This is a genomic window from Pseudomonas citrullilanati, from assembly GCF_030580855.1.
GTDB lineage: Bacteria > Pseudomonadota > Gammaproteobacteria > Pseudomonadales > Pseudomonadaceae > Aquipseudomonas > Aquipseudomonas citrulli.
The window spans coordinates 94,067-117,836 of sequence record NZ_JAUQOP010000009.1 but is presented as its reverse complement, the minus strand read 5'-3'; the positions used below and the strand labels follow the sequence as shown (position 1 = coordinate 117,836).

General features: G+C 62.4%; 25 protein-coding genes and 4 tRNA genes. 19 read left to right on the top strand and 10 right to left on the bottom strand.

Annotated elements, in window-relative coordinates; all coding sequences use genetic code 11:
- Positions 1 to 19 precede the first annotated feature (19 nt).
- The 17 genes from Q6A48_RS09375 to Q6A48_RS09295 all read left to right on the top strand — a co-directional run bounded on the left by Q6A48_RS09375 (position 20) and on the right by Q6A48_RS09295 (position 16,903).
- Positions 20 to 784: a class I SAM-dependent methyltransferase gene (locus Q6A48_RS09375; protein ID WP_304553775.1), complete on the top strand. Its 765-nt coding sequence runs from the start codon at positions 20 to 22 to the stop codon at positions 782 to 784.
- Between the two features lie 62 nt (positions 785 to 846).
- On the top strand, positions 847 to 1,929 hold the full coding sequence (gene leuB / locus Q6A48_RS09370; protein ID WP_304553774.1) for a 3-isopropylmalate dehydrogenase: 1,083 nt from the start codon (positions 847 to 849) through the stop codon (positions 1,927 to 1,929).
- A 54-nt stretch (positions 1,930 to 1,983) separates the two neighbouring features.
- Positions 1,984 to 3,096 carry an aspartate-semialdehyde dehydrogenase gene (gene asd, locus Q6A48_RS09365; protein ID WP_042728366.1) on the top strand — a complete coding sequence of 371 codons (1,113 nt, stop codon included), beginning with the start codon at positions 1,984 to 1,986 and terminating at the stop codon, positions 3,094 to 3,096.
- A gap of 242 nt (positions 3,097 to 3,338) precedes the next feature.
- Positions 3,339 to 4,349, top strand: a complete 1,011-nt coding sequence (locus Q6A48_RS09360) for an aspartate-semialdehyde dehydrogenase (RefSeq protein ID WP_304553771.1) — start codon at positions 3,339 to 3,341, stop codon at positions 4,347 to 4,349.
- A gap of 208 nt (positions 4,350 to 4,557) precedes the next feature.
- Entirely contained in the window at positions 4,558 to 7,173 is a 2,616-nt protein-coding gene (locus tag Q6A48_RS09355) for a FimV/HubP family polar landmark protein (protein WP_304553770.1), read from the top strand.
- Positions 7,174 to 7,488: 315 nt separating this feature from the next.
- A complete protein-coding gene (gene truA / locus Q6A48_RS09350; RefSeq protein ID WP_304553810.1) occupies positions 7,489 to 8,313 on the top strand; it encodes a tRNA pseudouridine(38-40) synthase TruA in 825 nt (274 codons plus the stop codon).
- Between the two features lie 63 nt (positions 8,314 to 8,376).
- Positions 8,377 to 9,009: a phosphoribosylanthranilate isomerase gene (locus Q6A48_RS09345; RefSeq protein ID WP_304553769.1), complete on the top strand. Its 633-nt coding sequence runs from the start codon at positions 8,377 to 8,379 to the stop codon at positions 9,007 to 9,009.
- Between the two features lie 257 nt (positions 9,010 to 9,266).
- Complete coding sequence (accD, locus tag Q6A48_RS09340; protein ID WP_304553768.1) at positions 9,267 to 10,187, top strand: acetyl-CoA carboxylase, carboxyltransferase subunit beta; 921 nt, start codon at positions 9,267 to 9,269, stop codon at positions 10,185 to 10,187.
- The gene (gene folC, locus Q6A48_RS09335; RefSeq protein ID WP_304553767.1) at positions 10,184 to 11,491 is read left to right on the top strand and encodes a bifunctional tetrahydrofolate synthase/dihydrofolate synthase; all 1,308 of its coding nucleotides are present in this window, start codon (positions 10,184 to 10,186) and stop codon (positions 11,489 to 11,491) included. The genes accD and folC overlap by 4 nt, the downstream gene beginning before the upstream one ends.
- Entirely contained in the window at positions 11,475 to 12,137 is a 663-nt protein-coding gene (locus Q6A48_RS09330; RefSeq protein WP_304553765.1) for an SPOR domain-containing protein, read from the top strand. The genes folC and Q6A48_RS09330 overlap by 17 nt, the downstream gene beginning before the upstream one ends.
- A gap of 90 nt (positions 12,138 to 12,227) precedes the next feature.
- A complete protein-coding gene (locus tag Q6A48_RS09325; RefSeq protein WP_304553762.1) occupies positions 12,228 to 12,788 on the top strand; it encodes a CvpA family protein in 561 nt (186 codons plus the stop codon).
- Positions 12,789 to 12,829: 41 nt separating this feature from the next.
- Complete coding sequence (purF, locus tag Q6A48_RS09320) at positions 12,830 to 14,335, top strand: amidophosphoribosyltransferase (protein WP_304553760.1); 1,506 nt, start codon at positions 12,830 to 12,832, stop codon at positions 14,333 to 14,335.
- A 49-nt stretch (positions 14,336 to 14,384) separates the two neighbouring features.
- The gene (locus Q6A48_RS09315) at positions 14,385 to 15,596 is read left to right on the top strand and encodes an O-succinylhomoserine sulfhydrylase (RefSeq protein WP_304553759.1); all 1,212 of its coding nucleotides are present in this window, start codon (positions 14,385 to 14,387) and stop codon (positions 15,594 to 15,596) included.
- The gene (locus Q6A48_RS09310; RefSeq protein WP_063320321.1) at positions 15,593 to 16,366 is read left to right on the top strand and encodes an SDR family oxidoreductase; all 774 of its coding nucleotides are present in this window, start codon (positions 15,593 to 15,595) and stop codon (positions 16,364 to 16,366) included. The genes Q6A48_RS09315 and Q6A48_RS09310 overlap by 4 nt, the downstream gene beginning before the upstream one ends.
- Before the next feature lie 160 nt (positions 16,367 to 16,526).
- A tRNA-Val gene (locus Q6A48_RS09305) sits at positions 16,527 to 16,602 on the top strand.
- Positions 16,603 to 16,660: 58 nt separating this feature from the next.
- A tRNA-Asp gene (locus Q6A48_RS09300) sits at positions 16,661 to 16,737 on the top strand.
- A gap of 89 nt (positions 16,738 to 16,826) precedes the next feature.
- Positions 16,827 to 16,903: transfer RNA gene (locus Q6A48_RS09295), tRNA-Asp, on the top strand.
- A 177-nt stretch (positions 16,904 to 17,080) separates the two neighbouring features.
- Here Q6A48_RS09295 and Q6A48_RS09290 read toward each other — a convergent pair.
- On the bottom strand, positions 17,081 to 18,364 hold the full coding sequence (locus Q6A48_RS09290) for an NAD(P)/FAD-dependent oxidoreductase (protein ID WP_304553756.1): 1,284 nt from the start codon (positions 18,362 to 18,364) through the stop codon (positions 17,081 to 17,083).
- 184 nt (positions 18,365 to 18,548) lie between these two features.
- On the opposite strand from Q6A48_RS09290, the gene Q6A48_RS09285 reads away from it, so the two are divergent.
- A tRNA-Val gene (locus Q6A48_RS09285) sits at positions 18,549 to 18,625 on the top strand.
- Between the two features lie 114 nt (positions 18,626 to 18,739).
- On the opposite strand, the gene Q6A48_RS09280 is transcribed toward Q6A48_RS09285, so the two are convergent.
- The 6 genes from Q6A48_RS09280 to Q6A48_RS09255 form a co-directional block, all read right to left on the bottom strand.
- On the bottom strand, positions 18,740 to 19,132 hold the full coding sequence (locus Q6A48_RS09280; RefSeq protein ID WP_304553755.1) for a tyrosine-type recombinase/integrase: 393 nt from the start codon (positions 19,130 to 19,132) through the stop codon (positions 18,740 to 18,742).
- Positions 19,133 to 19,390: 258 nt separating this feature from the next.
- The gene (locus tag Q6A48_RS09275) at positions 19,391 to 19,879 is read right to left on the bottom strand and encodes a phage integrase Arm DNA-binding domain-containing protein (protein ID WP_304553753.1); all 489 of its coding nucleotides are present in this window, start codon (positions 19,877 to 19,879) and stop codon (positions 19,391 to 19,393) included.
- 85 nt (positions 19,880 to 19,964) lie between these two features.
- Complete coding sequence (locus tag Q6A48_RS09270) at positions 19,965 to 20,111, bottom strand: hypothetical protein (RefSeq protein WP_304553751.1); 147 nt, start codon at positions 20,109 to 20,111, stop codon at positions 19,965 to 19,967.
- Positions 20,112 to 20,191: 80 nt separating this feature from the next.
- Positions 20,192 to 20,521, bottom strand: a complete 330-nt coding sequence (locus tag Q6A48_RS09265; RefSeq protein ID WP_304553750.1) for a hypothetical protein — start codon at positions 20,519 to 20,521, stop codon at positions 20,192 to 20,194.
- 169 nt (positions 20,522 to 20,690) lie between these two features.
- Positions 20,691 to 20,912, bottom strand: a complete 222-nt coding sequence (locus tag Q6A48_RS09260) for a hypothetical protein (RefSeq protein ID WP_304553748.1) — start codon at positions 20,910 to 20,912, stop codon at positions 20,691 to 20,693.
- Between the two features lie 123 nt (positions 20,913 to 21,035).
- Positions 21,036 to 21,251, bottom strand: a complete 216-nt coding sequence (locus Q6A48_RS09255) for a hypothetical protein (protein WP_304553747.1) — start codon at positions 21,249 to 21,251, stop codon at positions 21,036 to 21,038.
- Between the two features lie 292 nt (positions 21,252 to 21,543).
- Between Q6A48_RS09255 and Q6A48_RS26015 the strand changes: the two genes are divergently transcribed.
- On the top strand, positions 21,544 to 21,840 hold the full coding sequence (locus Q6A48_RS26015) for a DUF6388 family protein (protein ID WP_369811677.1): 297 nt from the start codon (positions 21,544 to 21,546) through the stop codon (positions 21,838 to 21,840).
- Between the two features lie 329 nt (positions 21,841 to 22,169).
- Here the strand turns inward: Q6A48_RS26015 and Q6A48_RS09250 are convergent, their stop codons facing one another.
- The 3 genes from Q6A48_RS09250 to Q6A48_RS09240 all read right to left on the bottom strand — a co-directional run bounded on the left by Q6A48_RS09250 (position 22,170) and on the right by Q6A48_RS09240 (position 23,641).
- Positions 22,170 to 22,457 (bottom strand): type II toxin-antitoxin system RelE family toxin, encoded by a 288-nt coding sequence (locus Q6A48_RS09250; protein WP_304553745.1) that lies wholly within the window; start codon positions 22,455 to 22,457, stop codon positions 22,170 to 22,172.
- Positions 22,447 to 22,734 (bottom strand): type II toxin-antitoxin system Phd/YefM family antitoxin, encoded by a 288-nt coding sequence (locus Q6A48_RS09245; protein WP_304553743.1) that lies wholly within the window; start codon positions 22,732 to 22,734, stop codon positions 22,447 to 22,449. Before Q6A48_RS09245 ends, Q6A48_RS09250 begins: the two co-directional genes overlap by 11 nt.
- A 115-nt stretch (positions 22,735 to 22,849) precedes the next feature.
- Positions 22,850 to 23,641 carry a hypothetical protein gene (locus Q6A48_RS09240; RefSeq protein ID WP_304553742.1) on the bottom strand — a complete coding sequence of 264 codons (792 nt, stop codon included), beginning with the start codon at positions 23,639 to 23,641 and terminating at the stop codon, positions 22,850 to 22,852.
- Positions 23,642 to 23,770 lie beyond the last annotated feature (129 nt).

Below are 23,770 nucleotides of genomic sequence, written 5' to 3'. Positions count from 1 at the left end.
AAAACCACAAGGACATCCCATGACCAGCACCGCCCACAGTCAGGTTGTACAAAAACAATTTGGTGAACAGGCCTCGGCCTACCTGAGCAGTGCCGTGCACGCCCAGGGCGCCGAGTTTGCATTGCTACAGGCTGCGCTGGCTGGCCATGACCAGGCCCGCGTGCTGGACCTGGGGTGCGGCGCCGGCCACGTGAGTTTCCACGTGGCCCCGCTGGCCGGCGAAGTGGTGGCTTACGATCTGTCCCAACAGATGTTGGATGTGGTGGGCGCCGCAGCGGCTGAGCGTGGCCTGGGCAACATCACCACGGTGCGCGGTGCCGCCGAGCGCCTGCCGTTCGCCGATGGCGAGTTCGATTTCGTGTTCAGTCGCTATTCGGCGCATCATTGGAGCGACCTGGGCCAGGCGTTGCGCGAAGTGCGCCGGGTGCTCAAGCCGGGTGGGGTGATGGCGTTCATCGATATCCTGTCGCCGGGCACGCCGTTGCTGGACACCTACCTGCAAAGCATCGAAGTGCTGCGCGACACCAGCCATGTGCGCGATTATTCGGCCGACGAGTGGTTGCGCCAGGTCAGCGAGGCGGGGTTGTACACCCGTAGCCTTGCGCGCCAGCGCCTGCGGCTGGAATACCAGTCCTGGGTCGAGCGCATGCGCACGCCCGAGGTGATGCGCGGTGCGATCCTTGAGCTGCAGCGTGCGATGGGCGATGAAGTGCGTGAATATTTCGAGATTGAGGCCGATGGTTCGTTCAGTACGGATGTACTGGTGCTGTGGGCCGAGCGATAGCATTTTTCCTGGCGTGCCCACGGTAGAAAACCCGGCACGCCGACAAAGCAAACGAGGAAAGCATGAGCAAGCAGATTCTGATTCTCCCAGGCGACGGCATTGGCCCGGAAATCATGGCCGAAGCGGTCAAGATCCTGGAGCTGGCAAACGACAAGTACGGCCTGGGCTTCGAACTCAGCCACGACGTCATCGGTGGCGCGGCCATCGACAAGCACGGCGTACCCCTGGCCGATGAAACCCTGGACCGTGCCCGTGCCGCCGATGCCGTGCTGCTGGGGGCCGTGGGCGGCCCGAAATGGGACAAGATCGAACGCGACATCCGCCCCGAGCGCGGCCTGCTGAAGATCCGTGCGCAACTGGGCCTGTTCGGCAACCTGCGTCCGGCGATCCTCTACCCGCAACTGGCCGACGCCTCGAGCCTGAAGCCGGAAATCGTCTCGGGCCTGGACATCCTCATCGTCCGCGAGCTGACCGGCGGTATCTACTTCGGCGCCCCCCGTGGCACCCGCGAGCTGGATAATGGCGAGCGCCAGGCCTATGACACCTTGCCGTACAGCGAAAGCGAAATCCGCCGCATCGCCCGGGTCGGCTTCGACATGGCCCGCGTGCGGGGCAAGAAGCTGTGCTCGGTGGACAAGGCCAACGTGCTGGCGTCCAGCCAATTGTGGCGCGAAGTGGTCGAGCAGGTCGCCAAGGATTACCCGGACGTCGAGCTGAGCCACATGTACGTCGACAACGCCGCCATGCAACTGGTGCGCGCGCCGAAGCAGTTCGACGTGATCGTCACCGACAACATGTTCGGCGACATCCTGTCCGACGAAGCGTCGATGCTCACCGGTTCCATCGGCATGCTGCCGTCGGCGTCCCTGGACGCCAACAACAAGGGCATGTACGAGCCGTGCCACGGTTCGGCGCCGGACATCGCCGGGCAGGGCATCGCCAACCCGCTGGCGACCATCCTGTCGGTGTCGATGATGCTGCGCTACAGCTTCAACCTCAATGAAGCCGCCGATGCCATCGAGAAAGCGGTCAGCGTGGTGTTGGACCAGGGCTTGCGCACAGGCGACATCTGGTCGGCCGGTTGTACCAAAGTCGGTACCCAGCAAATGGGCGATGCAGTAGTCGCCGCGCTGCGGAATCTGTAATCTTTCGGGCCCACTGCTTCGACGGTGGCCCACTTTTGTATAGGTGTAGTTGCGATGAAACGTGTAGGTCTGATCGGTTGGCGCGGCATGGTCGGTTCCGTGCTCATGCAGCGAATGCTGGAAGAGCAGGATTTCGATCTCATTGAACCGGTGTTTTTCACCACCTCCAACGTGGGTGGCCAGGGCCCGTCCGTGGGCAAGGATACCGGTGCGCTCAAGGATGCCTACAGCATCGAAGAGCTCAAGACCCTCGACGTGATCCTGACCTGCCAGGGCGGCGACTACACCAGCGAAGTCTTCCCCAAGCTGCGTGAAGCCGGCTGGCAGGGCTACTGGATCGACGCCGCTTCCAGCCTGCGCATGCAGGACGACGCGGTGATCATTCTCGATCCGGTGAACCGCAAGGTCATCGACCAGCAACTGGACGCCGGCACCAAGAACTACATCGGTGGCAATTGCACCGTCAGCCTGATGCTGATGGGCCTGGGCGGCCTGTTCGAAGCCGGCCTGGTGGAGTGGATGAGCGCCATGACCTACCAGGCAGCGTCCGGTGCCGGTGCGCAGAACATGCGCGAGCTGATCAAGCAGATGGGCGCGACCCACGCCGCCGTCGCCGATGACCTGGCCAACCCGGCCAGCGCCATCCTGGACATCGACCGCAAGGTCGCCGAGGCGATGCGCAGCGATGCCTACCCGACCGAGAACTTCGGCGTGCCGCTGGCCGGCAGCCTGATCCCGTGGATCGACAAGGAACTGCCTAACGGCCAGAGCCGCGAAGAGTGGAAGGCCCAGGCCGAAACCAACAAGATCCTGGGTCGCTTCAAGAGCCCGATCCCGGTGGACGGTATCTGCGTGCGCATCGGCGCCATGCGCTGCCACAGCCAGGCGCTGACCATCAAGCTGAACAAGGACGTGCCGATCGCCGACATCGAGGGGCTGATCAGCCAGCACAACCCTTGGGTCAAGCTGGTGCCGAACAACCGCGACATCAGCATGCAGGAGCTGAGCCCGACCAAGGTCACCGGCACCCTGAACGTGCCGGTGGGGCGTTTGCGCAAGCTGAACATGGGCTCGCAATTCGTCGGCGCCTTCACCGTCGGCGACCAGTTGCTGTGGGGCGCGGCCGAACCGCTGCGCCGCATGCTGCGGATCCTGCTCGAGCGTTGATCGATCGTGGTGGTGAAAGAACCCGCGCCTTCTGAAAGGCGCGGGTTTTTTGTTGATGGAGCTGACCTCATCGCGAGCAAGCTCGCTCCCACAGGTTTTTTTTTTGGTCACTGAAGATCCCATGTGGGAGCGAGCTTGCTCGCGATGAGGCCCGCCCAGGCACCATAAACCCTCCGGCCAATTGCCTGCCTACCCACCACCCGGTAAAGTGCCGCTCCCCCCGTTTTACCTGAGGTAGACCCATGAGCCAGTCCTTTGATATAGCCGTGATCGGCGCCACCGGTACTGTCGGCGAAACCCTTGTCCAGATTCTCGAAGAGCGGGATTTCCCGATCGGCAACCTGCACCTGCTGGCCAGCAGCGAGTCGGCCGGCAGCTCGGTGTTGTTCCGGGGCAAGAACGTGCGGGTACGGGAGGTCGCCGAATTCGATTTCGGCAAAGTCCAGCTGGCGTTCTTCGCCGCAGGCCCCGCGGTGACCCTGAGCTTCGCCCCGCGTGCGACGGCGGCCGGGTGCGCGCTGGTCGACCTGTCCGGCGCGCTGCCGCCGGAACAGGCGCCGCAGATCGTGCCGGAAGCCAACGCCCAGTTGCTGGACGGCCTGGCAAGACCTTTTCAAGTCAGCAGCCCGAGCGCCCCGGCCACCGTATTGGCCATGGCCCTGGCGCCGCTGCGCGAATGCCTGGCCATGCAGCGCATCAGCGTGACCGCCAGCCTCGCCGTCTCCACCCAGGGCCGTGTCGCCGTGAGCGAACTGGCGCGCCAGACCGCCGAACTGCTCAACGCCCGTCCCTTGGAGCCGACCTTCTTCGACCGGCAGATGGCGTTCAACCTGCTGGCCCAGGTCGGTGCACCGGACGAGCAGGGGCACACGCTGCTGGAAAAGCGCCTGGTGCGCGAGTTGCGCCAGGTGCTGGATCAACCTTTGTTAAAAATTTCAGGCACTTGCATTCAAGCCCCGGTGTTTTTCGGCGATAGCTTTAGCGTGACCGTGCAGTCCGCCCATGCCGTCGACCTGGCGAAGGTCAACGCGGCCCTGGAAGCCGCGCCGGGCATCGAGCTGGTGGAGGCGGGCGACTACCCGACGCCGGTGGGCGATGCGGTGGGGCAGGATGAGGTCTACGTCGGGCGTGTGCGCCTGGGCATCGACGATCCGGCGGAACTAAATATGTGGCTGACGTCAGATAACGTACGCAAAGGCGCCGCGCTCAATGCGGTGCAGGTCGCTGAGTTGTTGATAAAAGACTTGCTGTAAAAGATACTTGGCGTCAATTTGTCGAATGGTTCTAGCTGGGCGCTATGCTTGGCCAGAGAGCTGAAGGCGAACCTCCCTCCGGGGGCTTCCCGGGACATGAGTGAAACGATCGCGCGTACCGTCGCTTCGGGGCTGCGCGCAATGCCTTACGGCAGCGGCATCAATACCTTCTCGCTGGCCGAGGAATGTTCAAACAAAGGAAGAGGCTATGGTTCAAGTTCGCAAACTGGTGTTAGCAATAGCGGCCGCCTCGGCGCTGTCCTCCGGTATGGCGCAGGCGCTCGGGCTCGGGGAATTGACCCTGAAGTCGACGCCGAACCAGCCCCTGGTCGCCGAGATCGAGCTGCTCGACGTCCAGCAGTTGACCGCCGCCGAAGTCGTGCCGAGCCTGGCCTCGCCCGAAGACTTCGCCAAGGCCGGGGTCGACCGCCAAGCCTTCCTCAACGACCTGACCTTCACCCCGGTGATCAACGCCAATGGCAAGAGCGTCCTGCGGGTAACGTCCAGCCGGCCGCTGTCCGAGCCGATGGTCAAGTTCCTGGTGCAGGTGATGTGGCCCAACGGTCGCTTGTTGCGTGACTACAGCGTGTTGCTCGACCCGTCCAAGTTCTCGCCGCAGGCTGCGGATGCCGCCCGGGCGAAGCCGTCGCAGGCGGTGTCCACGCCGGTCACCGGCGCCACCAAGCCTTCCCAGTACACCACCACGCCGCGCGATACCCTGTGGGAAATCGCCGCCAAGGTGCGCAACGGCGGGTCGGTCCAGCAAACCATGCTGGCGATCCAGGCGTTGAACCCGAATGCCTTCATCAACGGCAACATCAACCTGCTCAAGACCGGCCAGGTGCTGCGCCTGCCGGACGCCGTGCAGAGCACCGCGCTGCCGCAGCCCCAGGCCATCGCCGAAGTCGCTGCGCAGAACGCCGCGTGGCGTTCGGGGCGTCGGGGCGTGGCGGGGGCCGGCCAGCAACAGCTGGATGCGACCCGGCGTGGCGGTGGCGAAGGCGCTCCGGCCCAGGCGCCCGGTCGCGATAACCTGAGCCTGGTCTCGGCCGAAGCGGCGAAGGCCGGCAAGGGCAAGGGGGCTGCCGGTGATGCCCAGGCGCTGAGCAACAAGCTGGCCGTGACCCAGGAGAGCCTCGATTCGGCTCGCCGGGACAACGAAGAGCTGAAGAGCCGCATGGCGGACCTGCAGAGCCAGCTGGACAAGCTGCAGCGCCTGATCGAATTGAAGAACAACCAGCTGGCCAAGATGCAGGCCGAAGGTGCGGCGGTCCCGCCTGCCGGTGAAGCGGCCCCGGCGATGTCCGCACAGCTGACTCCCGCACCGACGGCGCCGGCTCCGTCGGCACAAGCCCCGACCACCGCGCCCGAGCCTGCGGCTCCCGCGCCGGCGGCGACTCCACAAGCGACGCCACCCGTCGCGCCGGTCGAGCCCGTGCCAGCGGCCTCCAACGAGCAGAAATACAACGATCTGCTGACCAACCCGGTCCTGCTGGGGCTGGTGGGCGGCGGCGTGTTGATCCTCTTGTTGCTGCTGTTGTTGCTTGCCCGTCGCCGCAAGGCGCAGCAGGAAGCCGAGAAGCATTTGCGCATGGCCCGAGCCCTCGAGGAGGAGGCCGACTTCTCCCCGGAGCTCGATCTGCCCCCGAGCAGCTTCGAGGGCATTGAAGTTCCACCTCCCAGCGTAAAACTCGAGCCAAAACCGGCGCCTGCGCCTGTGCCCAAGCCGGCCCCGCTGGTGGCGCCGGTGATTGTCTCGCCGCCGATCGCCGCGCCACTGGTGGCGCCGGCCGCCGAGCCTTCCGACGACGTGCTGCCCCTGGCCCAGTCCCACATCGACCGCGGTCGCCTGAACCAGGCCGCCGACCTGCTCGAACAGGGCATCAAGGCCGAGCCCCAGCGCAGCGACCTGCGCCTCAAGCTCATGGAAGTCTACGGCCAGCAGGGTGACCGCGATGCCTTCGTCGCCCAGGAGCGCCAGCTCGTGGCCAACGGCGACAACTACGCCCAGGTCGAGCAGCTCAAGAGTCGTTTCCCCGCCATGGTCGTGGCGACTGGCGCCGGCCTGGCTGCGGCGGCAGTGGCTGCCGAGCTGGATGCCCAGTACGTCAAGGACCTGCTGGAAGACAAGCCGTTGACCGACGAGGAACTGGACAACGCCTTCGACCTGAGCCTGGATGACCTGGAAGCGACGCCAACGGCACCGGCGGCCGAGCCCGTCGCCGAGCTGGACGCATTCCCGCAGGACGACGACCTGAGCTTCGAATCGGTGCTCAAGCAGCAGACCGAAGCCAACCAGAGCCTGGATGACCTGTCCGAATTCGACCTGGACCTGGGCGCGGATGCGCCGGCCCCGACCGCCGCCCTCGATGACGAGGACTTCCTGCTGGACCTGGGCGACGACCTCAAGGGCTTCGACCTGCCGCCGGCCGATGCGCCTGCCTTGCTCGACACGCCGGCCGACGATCTCGAGCTGCCAGCGGATTTCGACCTGTCCCTGGCCGACGAAATGGGCGCCCCGGACGCACCGAAGGACGCTTTCGAGTCCGAGCTGGACGACGTCAACGCCGAGCTGGACCGTCTCTCCGATACCCTGGGCCAGCCGACCTTCACCGCTGACGATGCGCTGGCCGGCGCCGAGGATGAACCGGATTTCGACTTCCTCGGTGGCACCGACGAGGTAGCGACCAAACTCGACCTGGCGCAGGCCTACATGGACATGGGCGACAACGACGGCGCCCGGGACATCCTCGGCGAAGTCCTCAACGAAGGCGATGCGACCCAGAAGAGCGAAGCGCAGGAGATGTTGTCGCGCCTGGTGTGAATCAGTGATTGGACAAGAGCGGCAGCCCATGGGGCTGCCGTTTTTGTTTGCGGGGGATCGATGGGGCCTGGGCTGGCCCTATCGCGAGCAGGCTCGCTCCCACAGCTTTCGGGGTGAGCGGATGCTTGCTCCCGCCGGCCTTGCGGTCACTGGAGTGCGAGGTGGGGGCGAGCCTGCTCGCGATGGCGACAACCGATCCGACACAGGATCAACGGGTGGCACTGGCATCCCATCCCGCCGGCCTTATAATGCCCGCCTTTGCGTACCTCAGCAGGCTGTAATTCCTTGGCAAACATAGACAACCCGGCGGCTGAAATGGCCGCCGAAGGCTTTTTCCGGATCGCCCTGGGCGTGGAATACAAAGGCTCGCGCTACCGCGGCTGGCAGCGCCAGGCCTCCGGTGTACTGACCGTGCAGGAAACCCTTGAGAATGCGCTGTCCAAAGTCGCCGACTCGCCGGTGTCGCTGCATTGCGCTGGCCGTACCGACGCCGGCGTGCATGCCTGTGGTCAAGTGGTGCATTTCGACACCCAGGTCGAGCGTTCGATGAAAGCCTGGGTGATGGGTGCCAACATCAACCTGCCGCACGACGTCAGCGTCAGTTGGGCCAAGGTGATGCCCGCGCATTTTCACGCGCGCTTCAAGGCCATCGCCCGGCGTTACCGCTACGTCATCTACAACGATCAGATCCGCCCGGCGCACCTGAACGAAGAAATCACCTGGAACCACCGGCCGCTGGATGTCGAGCGCATGGCCGAGGCGGCCCAGTACCTGGTCGGCGTGCATGATTTCAGTGCGTTTCGCGCCGGCCAGTGCCAGGCCAAGTCACCGATCAAGGAGCTGCATCACCTGCGCGTGACGCGACACGGCAAGATGATCGTGCTCGACATTCGCGCCAGCGCCTTCCTGCATCACATGGTGCGCAACATTGCCGGTGTGTTGATGACCATCGGTGCCGGCGAACGCCCGGTGGAATGGATCAAGGAAGTGCTCGACAGCCGCGTCCGCCGCTCCGGCGGGGTCACGGCCCATCCGTTCGGCTTGTACCTGGTGCAGGTGGAATATCGCGATGAATTCGAGCTGCCGGAGCGTTACATCGGGCCACATTTCCTCACGGGCTTCTCGGAACTCGACGGCTGACGCTTCCCGCAGCATTTGCTACCATCCGGGACTTTCACGGATTTGCCTTGGAGTTTTCACGACATGTCGGCCGTTCGCAGCAAGATTTGCGGGATCACCCGCGTCGAGGACGCGTTGGCGGCGGTCGAGGCCGGAGCCGATGCCATCGGGCTGGTGTTCTATAACCGGAGCCCGCGGGCGGTGACGGTGCAGCAGGCGCGGGCCATCATCCAGGCCTTGCCGCCGTTCGTGACGCCGGTCGGCCTGTTCGTCAACGCCAGTCGTTGCGAGCTGGGGGAGATCCTCGACGCGGTGCCGCTGGCGTTGTTGCAGTTCCATGGCGACGAAACCCCGGCCGATTGCGAGGGCTGGCACCGTCCGTACATCAAGGCGCTGCGGGTCAAGGCGGGTGATGACATCGCTGCTGGCTGCAAGGCGTTCGCCGGCGCCAGCGGCATTCTGCTGGACACCTATGTCGAAGGCGTCCCCGGCGGTACCGGCGAGGCGTTCGATTGGTCGCTGGTGCCCCAGGGGCTGAGCAAGCCGATCATCCTGGCCGGTGGCCTGACGGCGCAGAACGTGGCCGAGGCCATTCGCCAGGTGCGTCCCTATGCGGTCGATGTGAGCGGCGGCGTGGAGCAGGGCAAGGGGATCAAGGATCCGGCAAGGATTCGCGCGTTCATGGCGGCTGTACGCAGCAGCCAGACGCCAATGTGACGGCTGGCAGGCTGCCGCCGTCCATACCTGCACTGTACACAGCAGGCAGGCACCGCCTCCGGGCGGGCCGATAGCGTAGTGGCAACCACGATGTAGCGGTTGCCGGGATGGCTGGGGAAGGTGGGGTCGCACGCAGGTCATGTTTCGCGCTGACCGTGGCGGCCCTTCGGCCCCCGCCGCACAATGAATTTAGCTCAAGGGCATACGCGGGGCCGCGAACCAGAGCGTTCGGGCCGCCGGTACTGGAGAAAGAAAGCATGAGCAACTGGTTGGTAGACAAACTGATCCCTTCGATCATGCGTTCCGAGGTGAAGAAAAGCTCGGTGCCCGAAGGTCTGTGGCACAAATGTCCCTCCTGCGAAGCGGTGCTGTACCGTCCCGAGCTGGAAAAGACCCTGGACGTTTGCCCCAAGTGCAACCACCACATGCGCATTGGCGCGCGTGCCCGCATCGATATCTTCCTGGACGCCGAAGGCCGCGAGGAGCTGGGCGCCGACCTGGAGCCGGTGGACCGCCTGAAGTTCCGTGACGGCAAGAAGTACAAGGATCGCCTGACCGCTGCCCAGAAGCAGACCGGTGAAAAAGACGCCCTGGTGTCCATGAGCGGCACCCTGCTGGGCATGCCGGTGGTGGTCTCGGCGTTCGAATTCTCCTTCATGGGCGGTTCCATGGGTGCCATCGTCGGCGAGCGTTTCGTGCGTGCCGCCAACCATGCCCTGGAAAACCGTTGCCCGATGATCTGCTTCGCCGCTTCCGGTGGTGCGCGGATGCAGGAAGCGCTGATTTCCCTGATGCAGATGGCCAAGACCTCCGCGGTGCTGGCGCGCCTGCGCGAGGAAGGCATTCCATTCATCTCGGTACTGACCGACCCGGTCTACGGCGGCGTCTCCGCCAGCCTGGCGATGCTCGGCGACGTGATCGTCGGCGAGCCCAAGGCGCTGATCGGCTTTGCCGGCCCGCGCGTGATCGAGCAGACCGTGCGCGAAAAACTGCCGGAAGGTTTCCAGCGCAGTGAGTTCCTGCTGGAGCACGGTGCCATCGACATGATCGTCCATCGCCAGGAACTGCGTCCGCGCCTGGGCAACCTGCTGGCACAACTGATGGGCCTGCCGACGCCGAAATTCGTCGCCGCCCCTGTCGAGCCGATCGTGGTTCCGCCGGTGCCTGCAGGCCTATGAGCCAACGTACCCTGGGCGACTGGCTTGCCTACCTCGAGCAGTTGCATCCGTCGGCCATCGACATGGGGCTGGAGCGCTCGCAAGCGGTAGCGTCCCGCATGGGACTGGCCAAGCCGGCGCCCCGGGTCATCACCGTGACCGGTACCAACGGCAAGGGTTCGACCTGCGCCTTCCTGGCCTCGCTGTTGCGTGCCCAGGGGTTGAGTGTCGGTGTCTACAGTTCACCGCACCTGCTGCGCTACAACGAGCGGGTGCAGGTCAATGGCGTCGAAGCCACTGACGACGAGCTGTGCGAAGCCTTCGCCGCGGTGGAAGCCGGGCGGGGCGAGACGTCCCTGACCTATTTCGAGATGGGCACCCTGGCGGCGTTCTGGCTGTTCGCCCGGGCCGGCCTCGATGCCGTGGTGCTGGAAGTCGGGTTGGGCGGGCGCCTGGATGCGGTCAACCTGGTGGATGCGGACATCGCATTGGTCACCAGCATTGGCGTGGACCATGCCGATTACCTGGGCGATACCCGCGAATCCGTGGCATTCGAGAAGGCCGGCATCTTCCGTCGTGGCGCGCCCGCGCTCTGTGGCGACCTCGATCCACCCCAGCCGCTGCTGGACAAGGTTCGCGAGCTGGGTTGCCCGTTCTTCCTGCGCGGGCGGGATTTCGACCTGGCAATGACCGAGCGGCACTGGCAATGGCGCGGCAGCGACGCCCAGGGCCAGCCGATAGAGCTGCAAGACCTGCCCCTGCTGGACCTGCCGATGGAGAACGCCGCGCTGGCGCTCCAGGCCTACCTGTTGCTCGGCTTGCCGTGGGATGCGGGGCAGATCGCCGCGGCGTTGCAGGCGACGCGCGTTGTCGGGCGGCTGGATCGTCGTCAGTTCCAATGGCAAGGCAAGCGCCTGAACCTGTTGCTGGACGTCGGTCACAATCCCCATGCCGCGCAGTACCTGGCCGAGCGCCTGGCCCGGCGGCCGGTTGCGGGGCGGCGACTGGCGGTATTCGGGCTGCTGTCGGACAAGGACCTGGATGGCGTTGTCGAGGCGTTGGGTGCTAGTGTCCAGCACTGGGCGGTGGCACCGCTGGATTCGCCACGTTCGCGCCCGGCGACCGAGCTGCAGGCCGCTTTGCAGCGTCGTGGTGCCGCTGTGCGAAGCTATGGCAGCGTGGCTGCCGCGCTGGAAGGGCAGTGCGCGGTGGCGACAGCCGATGACGAGATCCTGTTGTTCGGATCATTTTTTTGTGTTGCCGAGGCCCTTCAATGGTTGGCCCGGCGCTCCACGGAGGACGCGGCACATGGCAATGCTGGATAAGGCGTACAAGCAGCGCATGGTCGGGGCGCTGGTGCTGGTGGCCCTGGCGGTGATCTTCCTGCCGATGCTGTTTTCCCGCCAGGACGAGCAACGCCAGGTCACGGTGGACGCACCGGCTGCGCCCCAGGCGCCTTCGCTGCCGCCCGTGCAGGTCGAGCCGGTGGCGGTCCCCGAGCCGCAGGCGCTGCCCCAGGAGCCGGTCCCGAGTGACGAGGAACTGGCTCAGCAGCCTGCCGCGCCGTCGACGCCGATCGCGCCCGCACCCGCCGCTCCAGTGTCGGGCAAGCCGGTCGTCGCGCCCACGCCTGCTCCGGCGGCACCGGCCGTCAAGCCGGCCCCGACCCAGCCGATTACCGCCGCGCCGGCCAAGCCGGACACCACGCAAAGCCGCGTGGACGCCAACGGCCTGTCGGTCAGTTGGTCGGTGCAACTGGCCAGCCTGACCAGCCGCGAAAGCGCTGAAAGCCTGCAGAAAAACCTGCGTAGCCAGGGCTACAACGCCTATATCCGCTCGGCGGATGGCAAGAACCGGGTCTTCGTCGGCCCGCTGATCGAGCGTGCCGAGGCCGACCGCCTGCGGGACCTGCTCGGCCGCCAGCAGAACCTCAAGGGTTTCGTGGTGCGTTTCCAGCCAGAGCGCGGTTGAGCGGCGATTTAGCTGATTTGAATCACGCAGCTTACCGACAGCCCTGGGCTCTGCTAAAATGCGCCGCCTTATCCGTCTGTAGGCTGCACCGTGCCATTTACCTGGGTTGACTGGGCGATCGTTGCGATCGTCGCCATCTCCGCATTGATCAGTCTGAGCCGAGGCTTCGTCAAGGAAGCCCTCTCGTTGCTGACCTGGATCATCGCGGGGGTCGTGGCCTGGATGTTTGGTGGCTCGCTGTCCCAGTACCTCGCCGGATACATCGAAACTCCATCGGCTCGCGTCATCGCGGGCTGTGCCATCTTGTTTATCGCCACCTTGCTGGTCGGCGCCATGATCAATTATCTGATTGGCGAACTGATTCGCGTCACCGGGCTCTCCGGGACGGACCGGTTCCTGGGCATGGCCTTCGGCGCGGCGCGTGGCGCGTTGCTGGTGGTCGTGGCCGTCGGGCTGCTGAGCCTGGGGCCGGTACAACAGGATACGTGGTGGCAGGAGTCCCGGCTCGTGCCACAATTTCTATTGGTCGCAGATTGGTCCAAGAACCTGATCCTGGGTTGGAGCAGTCAGTGGCTTGCCAGCGGTATCAGCGTACCCGCTGAAATACCGTTCAAGGAACAGCTCTTGCCGTCGGCCAAAACGCCGCAGTGAGTGTCGTTCAGTACAGATCCATTAAGTAGGGGTTGCGTCGCATGTGTGGCATCGTCGGTATCGTCGGTAAGTCGAACGTCAATCAGGCGCTGTATGACGCGCTAACCGTGCTCCAGCACCGCGGCCAGGACGCTGCCGGTATCGTGACCAGCCATGACGGCCGGTTATTCCTGCGCAAGGACAATGGCCTGGTGCGTGACGTGTTCCACCAGCGCCACATGCAGCGCCTGGTCGGCCACATGGGGATCGGCCACGTGCGCTACCCGACGGCGGGCAGCTCGACGTCGGCTGAAGCCCAGCCGTTCTACGTCAACTCGCCGTACGGCATCACCCTGGCGCACAACGGCAACTTGACCAACGTCGAGCAGCTGGCCAAGGAAATCTACGAATCGGACCTGCGCCACGTCAACACCAGTTCCGACTCGGAAGTGATGCTCAACGTGTTCGCCCATGAACTGGCCCAGCGCGGCAAGCTGCAGCCGACCGAGGAAGACGTGTTCGCGGCAGTGACCGACGTGCACAACCGTTGCGTCGGTGGCTACTCGGTGGTGGCGATGATCACTGGCTACGGCATCGTCGGTTTCCGCGACCCCCACGGCATCCGCCCGATCGTGTTCGGCCAGCGTCACACCGACGAAGGCGTCGAGTACATGATCGCCTCCGAAAGCGTGTCCCTGGACGTGCTCGGTTTCACCCTCATTCGCGACCTGGCCCCGGGCGAGGCGGTCTACATCACCGAAGACGGCAAGCTGCACACCCGCCAGTGCGCGACCAACCCGAGCCTGACCCCCTGCATCTTCGAGCACGTCTACCTGGCGCGCCCGGACTCGATCATCGACGGCATCTCGGTCTACAAGGCCCGCCTGCGCATGGGCGAGAAGCTGGCCGAGAAGATCCTGCGCGAACGTCCGGACCATGACATCGACGTGGTCATCCCGATCCCGGACACCAGCCGCACGGCGGCGCTGGAGCTGGCGAACCACCTGGGCGTCAAGTTCCGCGAAGGCTTCGTGAAGAACCGCTACATCGGCCGTACCTTCATCATGCCGGGCCAGGCCGCACGGAAAAAATCCGTGCGCCAGAAGCTCAACGCCATCGAGCTGGAGTTCCGCGGCAAGAACGTGATGCTGGTGGATGACTCCATCGTGCGCGGCACCACGTGCAAGCAGATCATCCAGATGGCCCGCGAAGCCGGCGCCAAGAACGTGTATTTCTGCTCGGCCGCCCCGGCGGTGCGCTACCCGAACGTCTACGGCATCGACATGCCGAGTGCCCATGAGCTGATCGCCCATAACCGCAGCACCCAGGACGTGGCCGACCTCATCGGCGCCGACTGGTTGATCTACCAGGACCTGCCGGACCTGATCGAAGCGGTGGGCGGCGGCAAGATCAAGATCGAGCAGTTCGATTGCGCGGTGTTCGACGGCAAGTACGTCACCGGCGACATCGACGAGGCCTACCTGAACCGGATCGAGAACGCACGTAACGACGCGTCCAAGGCCAAGACCCAGGCGGTCAGTGCGATCATCGACCTGTACAACAACTGAGTAACGAACCGGCCCCGAGGGGCCGGTTTGCGATTGAAGGAGTGGCAGCATGAGTCAGGATTGGGATGCCGGTCGGCTGGACAGCGACCTTGAAGGCGTAGCGTTCGACACCCTGGCGGTGCGCGCGGGTCAGCACCGCACACCGGAAGCCGAGCACGGCGATCCGATGTTCTTCACCTCCAGCTACGTGTTCCGCACGGCTGCCGACGCAGCGGCCCGGTTCGCCGGCGAAGTGCCGGGCAACGTCTACTCGCGCTACACCAACCCCACCGTACGGGCTTTCGAGGAGCGCATCGCCGCCCTGGAAGGCGCCGAGCAGGCCGTCGCCACCGCCACCGGCATGGCGGCGATCATGGCCGTGGTCATGAGCCTGTGCAGCGCTGGCGACCATGTGCTGGTTTCGCGCAGTGTCTTCGGCTCGACCATCAGCCTGTTCGAAAAATACTTCAAGCGCTTTGGCGTGAAAGTCGATTACGTGCCCCTGGCGGACCTGTCCGGCTGGGATGCGGCGATCAAGGCCAATACCAGGCTGTTGTTCGTCGAGTCGCCGTCCAACCCCCTGGCTGAACTGGTGGACATCGCCGCGCTGGCGGAAGTCGCCCACGCCAAGGGAGCCATGCTGGTGGTCGACAACTGCTTCTGCACCCCGGCGCTGCAACAGCCGCTGAAACTGGGGGCTGACGTGGTGGTGCATTCGGCGACCAAGTTCATCGACGGCCAGGGCCGCTGCATGGGCGGCGTGGTGGCCGGTCGCGGCGAGCAGATGAAGGAAGTGGTGGGTTTCCTGCGTACGGCCGGGCCGACCCTCAGCCCGTTCAACGCCTGGATCTTCCTCAAGGGCCTGGAAACACTGGGCCTGCGCATGAAGGCGCATTGCGCCAACGCCCAGGCCCTGGCCGAGTGGCTGGAGCAGCAGGACGGTATCGAGAAGGTGCATTACGCCGGTCTCAAGAGTCATCCGCAACATGATCTGGCCCAGCGTCAGCAGCGCGGTTTTGGCGCGGTGGTGAGCTTCGAGGTCAAGGGGGGCAAGGAGGGCGCCTGGCGCTTCATCGATGCGACCCGGTTGATCTCCATCACCGCCAACCTGGGTGACAGCAAGACCACCATCACCCACCCGAGCACCACGTCTCACGGTCGCCTGTCGCCCCAGGAACGTGAAGCGGCGGGCATTCGTGACAGCCTGATCCGCGTTGCGGTCGGCCTGGAAGACGTGGCCGACCTGCAAGCCGACCTGGCCCGCGGGTTGGCGGCCTTGTGATCGAGTTGGCAACGCCGCCGAGCGGCACTCATGGCCGGGTTGCACTGGTTACGGGGGCCGCACGGGGCATCGGCCTGGGCATTGCCGCCTGGCTGATCTGCGAAGGCTGGCAGGTGGTGCTGACCGACCTGGATCGCGAGCGCGGTTCCAAGGTGGCGAAGACCCTGGGCGACAACGCCTGGTTCATTGCCATGGATGTGGCGGACGAGGCGCAGGTCGCCACCGGTATCGCCGAGGTGCTCGGCCAGTTCGGGCGTCTCGATGCGCTGGTGTGCAACGCGGCCATTGCCGATCCGCACAACATCACGCTGGAAAGCCTCGACCTGGCCTATTGGAATCGAGTCCTGGCGGTGAACCTGGGCGGGCCGATGCTGCTGGCCAAGCATTGCGCGCCTTACCTGCGTGCCCACAACGGCGCCATCGTCAACCTGGCCTCGACCCGCGCCGCGCAATCGGAGCCGGACACCGAAGCCTATGCGGCGAGCAAGGGCGGCTTGCTGGCCCTGACCCACGCCCTGGCGATCAGCCTGGGGCCAGAAATCCGCGTCAATGCCGTCAGCCCTGGCTGGATCGATGCGCGCGACCCCTCCCAGCGCCGTGCACAGCCGCTGACCGATGCCGACCATGCCCAGCACCCAGCGGGCCGGGTAGGGACCGTGGAGGATGTGGCAGCGATGGTGGCGTGGCTGTTGTCGCGCAATGCCGGTTTCGTCACGGGCCAGGAGTTCGTGGTGGACGGCGGCATGACCAAGAAGATGATTTATGAGTGAGGGGCAGTTGCAAGCGGAAAGCTTCAAGCTACAAGAAGGGCAGTGCTTTTAACTTTCAGCTTGAAGCTAGCCGCTTGAAGCCGCTTTCTAAAAAAACTCCAACCCCGCTATTGACTTAGCTGCGGTACCTGCGTAAATTTCGCGGCCTCAGCGAAGCAAAGGGTGATTAGCTCAGCCGGGAGAGCGTCTGCCTTACAAGCAGAATGTCGGCGGTTCGATCCCGTCATCACCCACCATGTTCCAAGAGAGTCTTGCGAAAGCAAGATGGAAGCTGTCAAAAGCCTCCACCGACGCGCAGCGGTAGTTCAGTCGGTTAGAATACCGGCCTGTCACGCCGGGGGTCGCGGGTTCGAGTCCCGTCCGCTGCGCCATATTTTCCGAGGCAGGCTTGCCTGGTTCGAGATCGAGCCTCAAGGGGTTGGGTCAGACGAGTTAACTGGACGCAAGTCCACAGCGATACGCAGCGGTAGTTCAGTCGGTTAGAATACCGGCCTGTCACGCCGGGGGTCGCGGGTTCGAGTCCCGTCCGCTGCGCCATATCTGCTTCGAGGCCCACTGAACGCCTTGAAGCCAGGAAGAAAGCCGAAAAGCCTCTTCTGATCGATAGCAAAGACCCTGGTCGAAAGACCGGGGTTTTTTGTTTTTGGCGTACTGAACCCCTGGCGAGGGAGCTTGCTCCCGCTGGGCTGCAAAGCAGCCCTTATGGGGAGTGCTTCAGAATCCCAATTTATCCCGCAACCCGTAATACCAGGCCCCCATCGCCGCGAACGGCGTACGCAGTAGCTGGCCGCCCGGGAATGGATAGTGGGGCAGGTCGGCAAACGCATCAAAACGCTCGGCCTGGCCGCGCAGCGCCTCGGCCAGCACCTTGCCCGCCAGGTGGGTGTACGTCACGCCATGGCCGCTACAGCCCTGGGAGTAGTAGATGTTGTCCCCCAGGCGACCAACCTGCGGAAGACGCGACAACGTCAGCAGGAAGTTTCCGGTCCAGGCGTAGTCGATCTTCACATTCTTGAGCTGCGCAAACGCCTTGAGCATCTTCGGCCGGATGATCGCCTCGATATTCGCCGGATCCCTCGCGCCATACACCACGCCACCGCCGAAGATCAGGCGCTTGTCGCCGGTCAACCGGTAGTAATCGAGCAGGTAGTTGCAGTCTTCGACGCAGTAATCCTGAGGCAGCAGGCTATGAGCCAATTCGTCTCCCAAGGGCTCCGTGGCGATCACCTGGGTGCCACACGGCATGGACTTGGCCGCCAGCTCCGGCACCAGGTTGCCCAGGTAGGCATTGCCGGCCACGATAATGAACTTGGCCCTGACCTTGCCTTGAGGGGTATACACGACAGGGCTGGCGCCGCGCTCGATGCGCACTGCCGGGGACTGCTCGTAGATCGTCCCGCCGAGCGACTCGACGGCCGCGGCTTCACCCAGTGCCAGATTGAGCGGATGGATATGCCCGCCGCTCATGTCCAGCATGCCACCGACATACCCGTCACAAGCCACCACCTCGCGAATGCGGCGCTGATCCAGCAACTCCAGCTGGGTATGCCCAAAACGCTCCCAAAGGCGCTTCTGCGCCTCCAGGTGGCCCATCTGCTTGGCCGTCAGGGCGGCGAACACGCCGCCGTCCTTCAAGTCGCATTGAATCTGGTACTTCGCCACCCGCTCCCGAATGATTCGACCGCCCTCGAACGCCATATTGCCGAGCAACTGAGCCTGCTGGGGGCCGACGCTGCGCTCGATCACATCGATGTCACGGCTGTAGCTGTTGACGATCTGACCGCCGTTGCGACCCGACGCGCCAAAGCCCACTTTGGCCGCTTCAAGGACGGTGACCTTGAAGCCGTTTTCCAGCAGGAATAGCGCAGAGGACAGGCCGGTATAACCCGCGCCGATCACGCACACATCGGTCTCGACCTCGGCCTGCAGGGCCGGGCGCGACGGAGCCGGGTTGGCCGACGCGGCATAATAGGACGCTGGGTAGGATGTGTTCGCCATTCTGCAACCCTCTGTTTTATATTTTTTACGAATGCGCCGATCCTACCCGAGATAAAAATCGGCCGCCAGCCACCGCAAAATCTTCGTCGCATTGGCGAAATTAAATATTTTGCATATTCATAGGGTTAGGTGAAAAAAAGGTGTTGACACCCCTTTGGAATTCCGTAGAATGCCGCCTCACAGCAGGCACGTAGCTCAGTTGGTTAGAGCACCACCTTGACATGGTGGGGGTCGTTGGTTCGAGTCCAATCGCGCCTACCAAACAAAATCCGCTCTGCTGGGCGGTCTAGAAGGGGTAACCAGAAATGGTTACCCCTTTTTGCTGTGGGCGTTTGGAAAAACTTTGGAAATATTTTGGAAAAATGCCCACCAATTTCAAATTCTTAGCTCGGCGCTTACCACTTGGTATTCGATGACCTTCTCGCCATGACCGTCTTGATAATGACGCGTCATTTTTGGGTCCGCGTGGCCCAGCAATGCCTGAACGTAACTCTCTTCGAATTTCTGCTGTTCATAAAACCATGAGCCAAGTGCCCGGATTTCATGGAACGTCGGGCGTTGCTTTGGCGGCATATGATCATAGGCGTGCGCGGCGTCTCTGGCCTTCGTGAACTCTTTGGAAAGATAGTCAGGGGTGACGGCCGTCCAGTGTGCCTTAGCCTCGATCTGTTCGCGCCTCCGAGCCCGTGGCTTGTAGTGAATGAGGAACGGTGATGCGATTGGTGAGCGGAGGCATTCCTGCACAACAGTCCGTAGCGCTTCACCCATCACGATCTCGAGGTGCACAGGCGTGTCATAGTCCTGGGTTTTGCCCGGGGGATATCTTGATGGTATTCCGTTCGATATCGACCGCAGAGCGCGGCCAGGTCAAGATGTCTTCCCGGCGCTGGAGGCTCAGTAATGCTAGCCGGATCGCTCGCGACAACCACTCCGGTGTCTTAGGGCTATTCACCACCTTCATGAGTCCTTCCAGCGTGTGTCTTTGCCGGACTTTCTCCCCTTCCTTTTTGAGTAGAGTCATTTCGGCTACGTTTCGCTCGGCCAGGCCTTTTGCAACAGCAAACGCAAATACATGGACCAGGAGTCCCCGGTGTTTGTGTAGGCGTTGTTCTCAAATTTGTCGAGATACTCTGCAATAGCCAACACGTCGAGCTGACCAACCATCCGATGCCCGAGCTCTTTCTTGTACCTGGCGATTTTGAACCCGATTTCATCCAGCGAGCTTTGCGCATAGCCCCTCGTCGGCAGCCACTCATCTTCGAACCTCTCAAGCAATGATGAGAGGGTGGGCGCCTTTTCGCCGGTCAACGTTGTGAGCAGAGCGCCATCCTCGACCATCAGCGGGGCAAGCTTGGCGTTGGCCGATTTAGCCAGGCGGATTGCTTCGGTCAGCGACTTGTTGATGCTTGTTCGTTTTCCGGTAATCGGGTTGCGATAAATGAAGTACTTCCCGTTAGGGTACAGATTTTCGGGCAGTCCCTTATTCTTCGTCGTGCGAGCCCGTGGCGGCGCCATCAGCTTATCTCCATCATCTTGGCCAGGAGCGGGTCGCTTGAACCCATCACTGCTGCCTGCAGGTCAACAAAGTACATCCCGCCTTTTACCTCCCCACAACTTCGCCTTCTTCAATCCACTTTTTGAGCTGCTGCACGCTGGGCTTGCCGCCGGCGTATCGCAGCTTCCGATACTCGCTCACCTCCATGAGGCGTGGGAGCTTTACTGTAATCTGGGCAATGACTTTTGCCATGATGATGCTCCGGGCCGTGCTCGGCTCCACTTCGAATTTTGTCTTGCGACACGTTTTCGGTATTCGCGATTTGTGTCGCGTCACGGCCTGCTCATCACGCGTAGCGGGAACGCCTCACCTTCACATTTGCCCGGCTGACCGCGTATATCGCCGTACTGCCCGTACTGATGAGGTTTCTTGCTCAAAAACAGTTTCTCGCATGCCTTGAATCTGGCCCGATCGGTATCGAGTGCGACCAGTTCCTGGCCCGCCATCGAGCCGACCTGAATCCACCCGAGTTTGTCCCGCCCGTAGTTATCAGTCTTGAACAAGCGGTACCGGTTTCTGTGTCCGATACCTGGGGAAGAGGATTCGGTGTTCAGGTAAAACGATATGGCGTCCAATCGGACACGCAGGACGGTTTTAGCCATCTGAGCGCCCCTCCGATTCAGCCGCCATGCGCAGCTTGAGGTTGATCCCGCAGGCCTGGGTCAACTGCATCAGTCCGCTGACCGTGGTGCTGGGATCCTGCATGGCCTGACCGAACCTAACCAAGCGAGTGCCGAGCTGGCTGAACTTGTCTGGAGAGCAATTCGGCCGTCACTGGGCGTTGTGGTTGTCATGGTTGCGCCTCCGTTTGTTCGACGAGGAGCCGACAGGGTTGGCCTTAATGAGTAGGCCGCGCGGATCTGCGCCGGGGTTGTTCCTTTCCTGTTCTGGAACGGCCTGCTCAAGTGCGTCAGCCAGGGCGTCTAGCATCAATCTTTGGCATCGGTTGCAGTCGATGTGGTTTCGGATCGCCTGGACAATCACGCTGTTCATGCTGCGATCTTCGAAGACAGCAAGGGCCTCGACATCCGCTCGCATGTCGTTTGTAGGCGCACCACGAATTATCGGCCGTGCGGGAGTCGTACCGCTTCATGGTTGCCTCTCCGTGGTTTTGCCTTAGTTCCATTTGTTGATGATGTGAACGGCGATGCGGGGGGGGCAGATGAGCCACAGGACCGAGCCCGCGCGCCCTACAAGGATGGCGCTGGTGAACGGGCTGCTTACCATTTCCGGCGCAGCAAATCCAAACCAGGCGACCGTGAGCGCGACGTAGACGAACATGAACATCAGCACCTCAAACAAGCGCTTCGCTGGTAGATGTTTCTGAGTCATTACTTTCTCCGGGCCGAACGACTCCCCGGCCGCGTAATAGGCGTTTGAGAAAATGGAATGGTGTCTCGCTCATCTGGGCGGTGAGGGAGTGGAGATGAATTAGCAAAAGCTAAATAACAAAATCAATACATTTTGCTAAATGCCTGATTGCTAATTCTGGCTCAGAAGATAGGGGCTACCTTCAGGCTCGTAGTGGCGAATTAATGGTGCTAAATTCTGCTCATTAATCGCGCCCGTCATCTGGCATGGGCGCTTGTAACGGCCCTTAGGGCGGCACGCAAGGACCTCAACTTTGGAGCTTAGAAATCAGATTCATCAGAATGCCGTCGCCATAATCATCGACGCCAATCCTACCTTGGTGGCAGAGGTCGAGAAGGCCTCTGAGGCCGAGTTATGTGGGATGAGCCGCGCTGAATACCTTGATGTGCGCGTCCGGAAAGCGTTGGAGCGCCAGGCTAGACTGCAATTCATGCTCCCTTGGGAGTACCAATTAAGGCTTGCGGAGCGGTCCGGCATAGACGTATCCAGTGTCCGTGAGGAGGATCGTCGCGCTGAGGCCGCAGCACTCGAACTCGACTCTTTGCTGTAAAGCACGGGGTTTGCGGACGATATGAAGGCGGCAAGGGTTGGGCGGCGATCATTAGAGGTTTGGTTGATCGACGAGTGAAATTGATTCTGGAGGAGGGTGTAGATCCGCAAAGCTTAGCGGGGAAATTCAAGGTCCGTGCAGACGTCAACGTCAAATTCCGGATGTCAGCGAAAACCAAGAAAATGGAACCCGTATTCATTACCGTTCAGAAGATGATCGACGACTAATATTGTGTATGAACGGCAGTCATCTCGATCGTGGTCCCCCAGTTCCCGCCATCGCGGCATTTTAATCGAAGCCCGGCCCAGCGCCGGGCTTCCTGTATCTGCCTATCTGCTCTTGGCCGAATCGTAGACGCTGCTTCGTTCCCGCTTACCTATGGCCAGCACCAAGATGACAATTCGTTCATCCTCAACGCGGTACACGAGTCGGTAGCCGGCGCCGCGCAATTTGATCTTGTAGCAATCTTTCATGCCGTGAAGCGCATCTCCTGGCACTCGTGGCGCGGCCTGCCGTTCTTGGAGCTTTCTCAAGAACTGGAGACGGATGGTGCCGTCCAGCTTCCGCAGTTCTTTGAGAGCTTTCGGATCCCACTCGACTCCGTACTCAGCGGCCATTGGCGATATTTGCCTCGGCCTCGTCAATGAGCTCGTCGATAGATACTCGAACAGGTGTTTCGTTGGCGTCGAGCCGTGCCTTGACCAGGTGAACCAGTTCCAGCTCGTCCAGGCGCTCAACCATCGCCTCGTACACGTTGGCAGGGACCATGTAGCCCATAACGCGGTTGTGATTCAGCACGGCCACGGGCAAGCCGTTGGCGCCGCTCAGGACGGAAGAGGGGTTCTTTTTGAGTTCGGAAACGCTGACGGCCACATCGGCCAGAATATTTTGCATAGATAAGACTCCTATATAGGTCGTTATTCTGGTCTTTTGTTGCTGTGTAGGCAAGTGTTCAGCGTTCCAATCCCCGTCCAAAGGTTGGACGGAGCTCGGCGCCGGACGTTTTTGTTCAGGATGATGGGAGGAGGGCGATCAGTTCATCGAGGGAGGTAATGTCTGTTTCCAGATAAGAAGATCCAGAGTATGTCAAAGCTAGCTGATAACCCCTCACCTCCACGATGTCCACCAACCCCAACAGAGAGAATAAATCGACTCCTTCGGCTCGACCTGTCTCTGGGGCTTCGAAGTCATCCTCATCGGTAAACTCAGCTGCTAGCTCTTGAGCCTCATCGCGGGACCCAAGCAGCTCAATGCCGGTTAGAGGCCAATAGATAGAGCGACCAAAGTAGGTGATGGTATCGGGCTGTCCCGAAGTCATTAGGTAGTAAGCGTGTTTGCCTTCAAGGGCTTTGCGGTCCGGGTGCTCTGGTCCGCGACGGATAACCCAGGCGCCATTAGGTCCCCTGGCGCTGATGTGAGGTATCAGGAGCAGTTGGCGTACCCAGGGCTTATCGTCAAAGAACCTTATCGGGATCGCGGGACGGCCCAGGTGTACTTCGGAGCTGCCGCATTTGAATTTTGCTCGATGGCTGTCCGCAGAGGACCACGAACCGAACGGCTCCTGTTCTCTCATCAGCTTGATCATCGCCGGGACCAGCTCCCGAGATTTACGCCCCATCATCGGTTTGCATCGATTGAAATACCCCACATCCTCGGCGCTGTCTTCAATCGGGAGAGGGGCGAGCATTTCTTTCCCGATTTCTATGAACTCCCACTCCCAGAGACCATCGCGTTGCATGTCAACGGCTGTGTGATACTCATCGTTGTAGGTGCGCAGCTGTTCGTCCCTGAGCGGGATCAAATCCGTCTCACGCGCCGCTCTGCCTGCATTGGGATCTGGTTTAAACGACGCAAGTGCTGCCTTCCGGCGTGCTCAAGCCCGCCGGTGACCGTGTCGCATTCATTCGCGCGCTGTAACGTTGAGCGACAA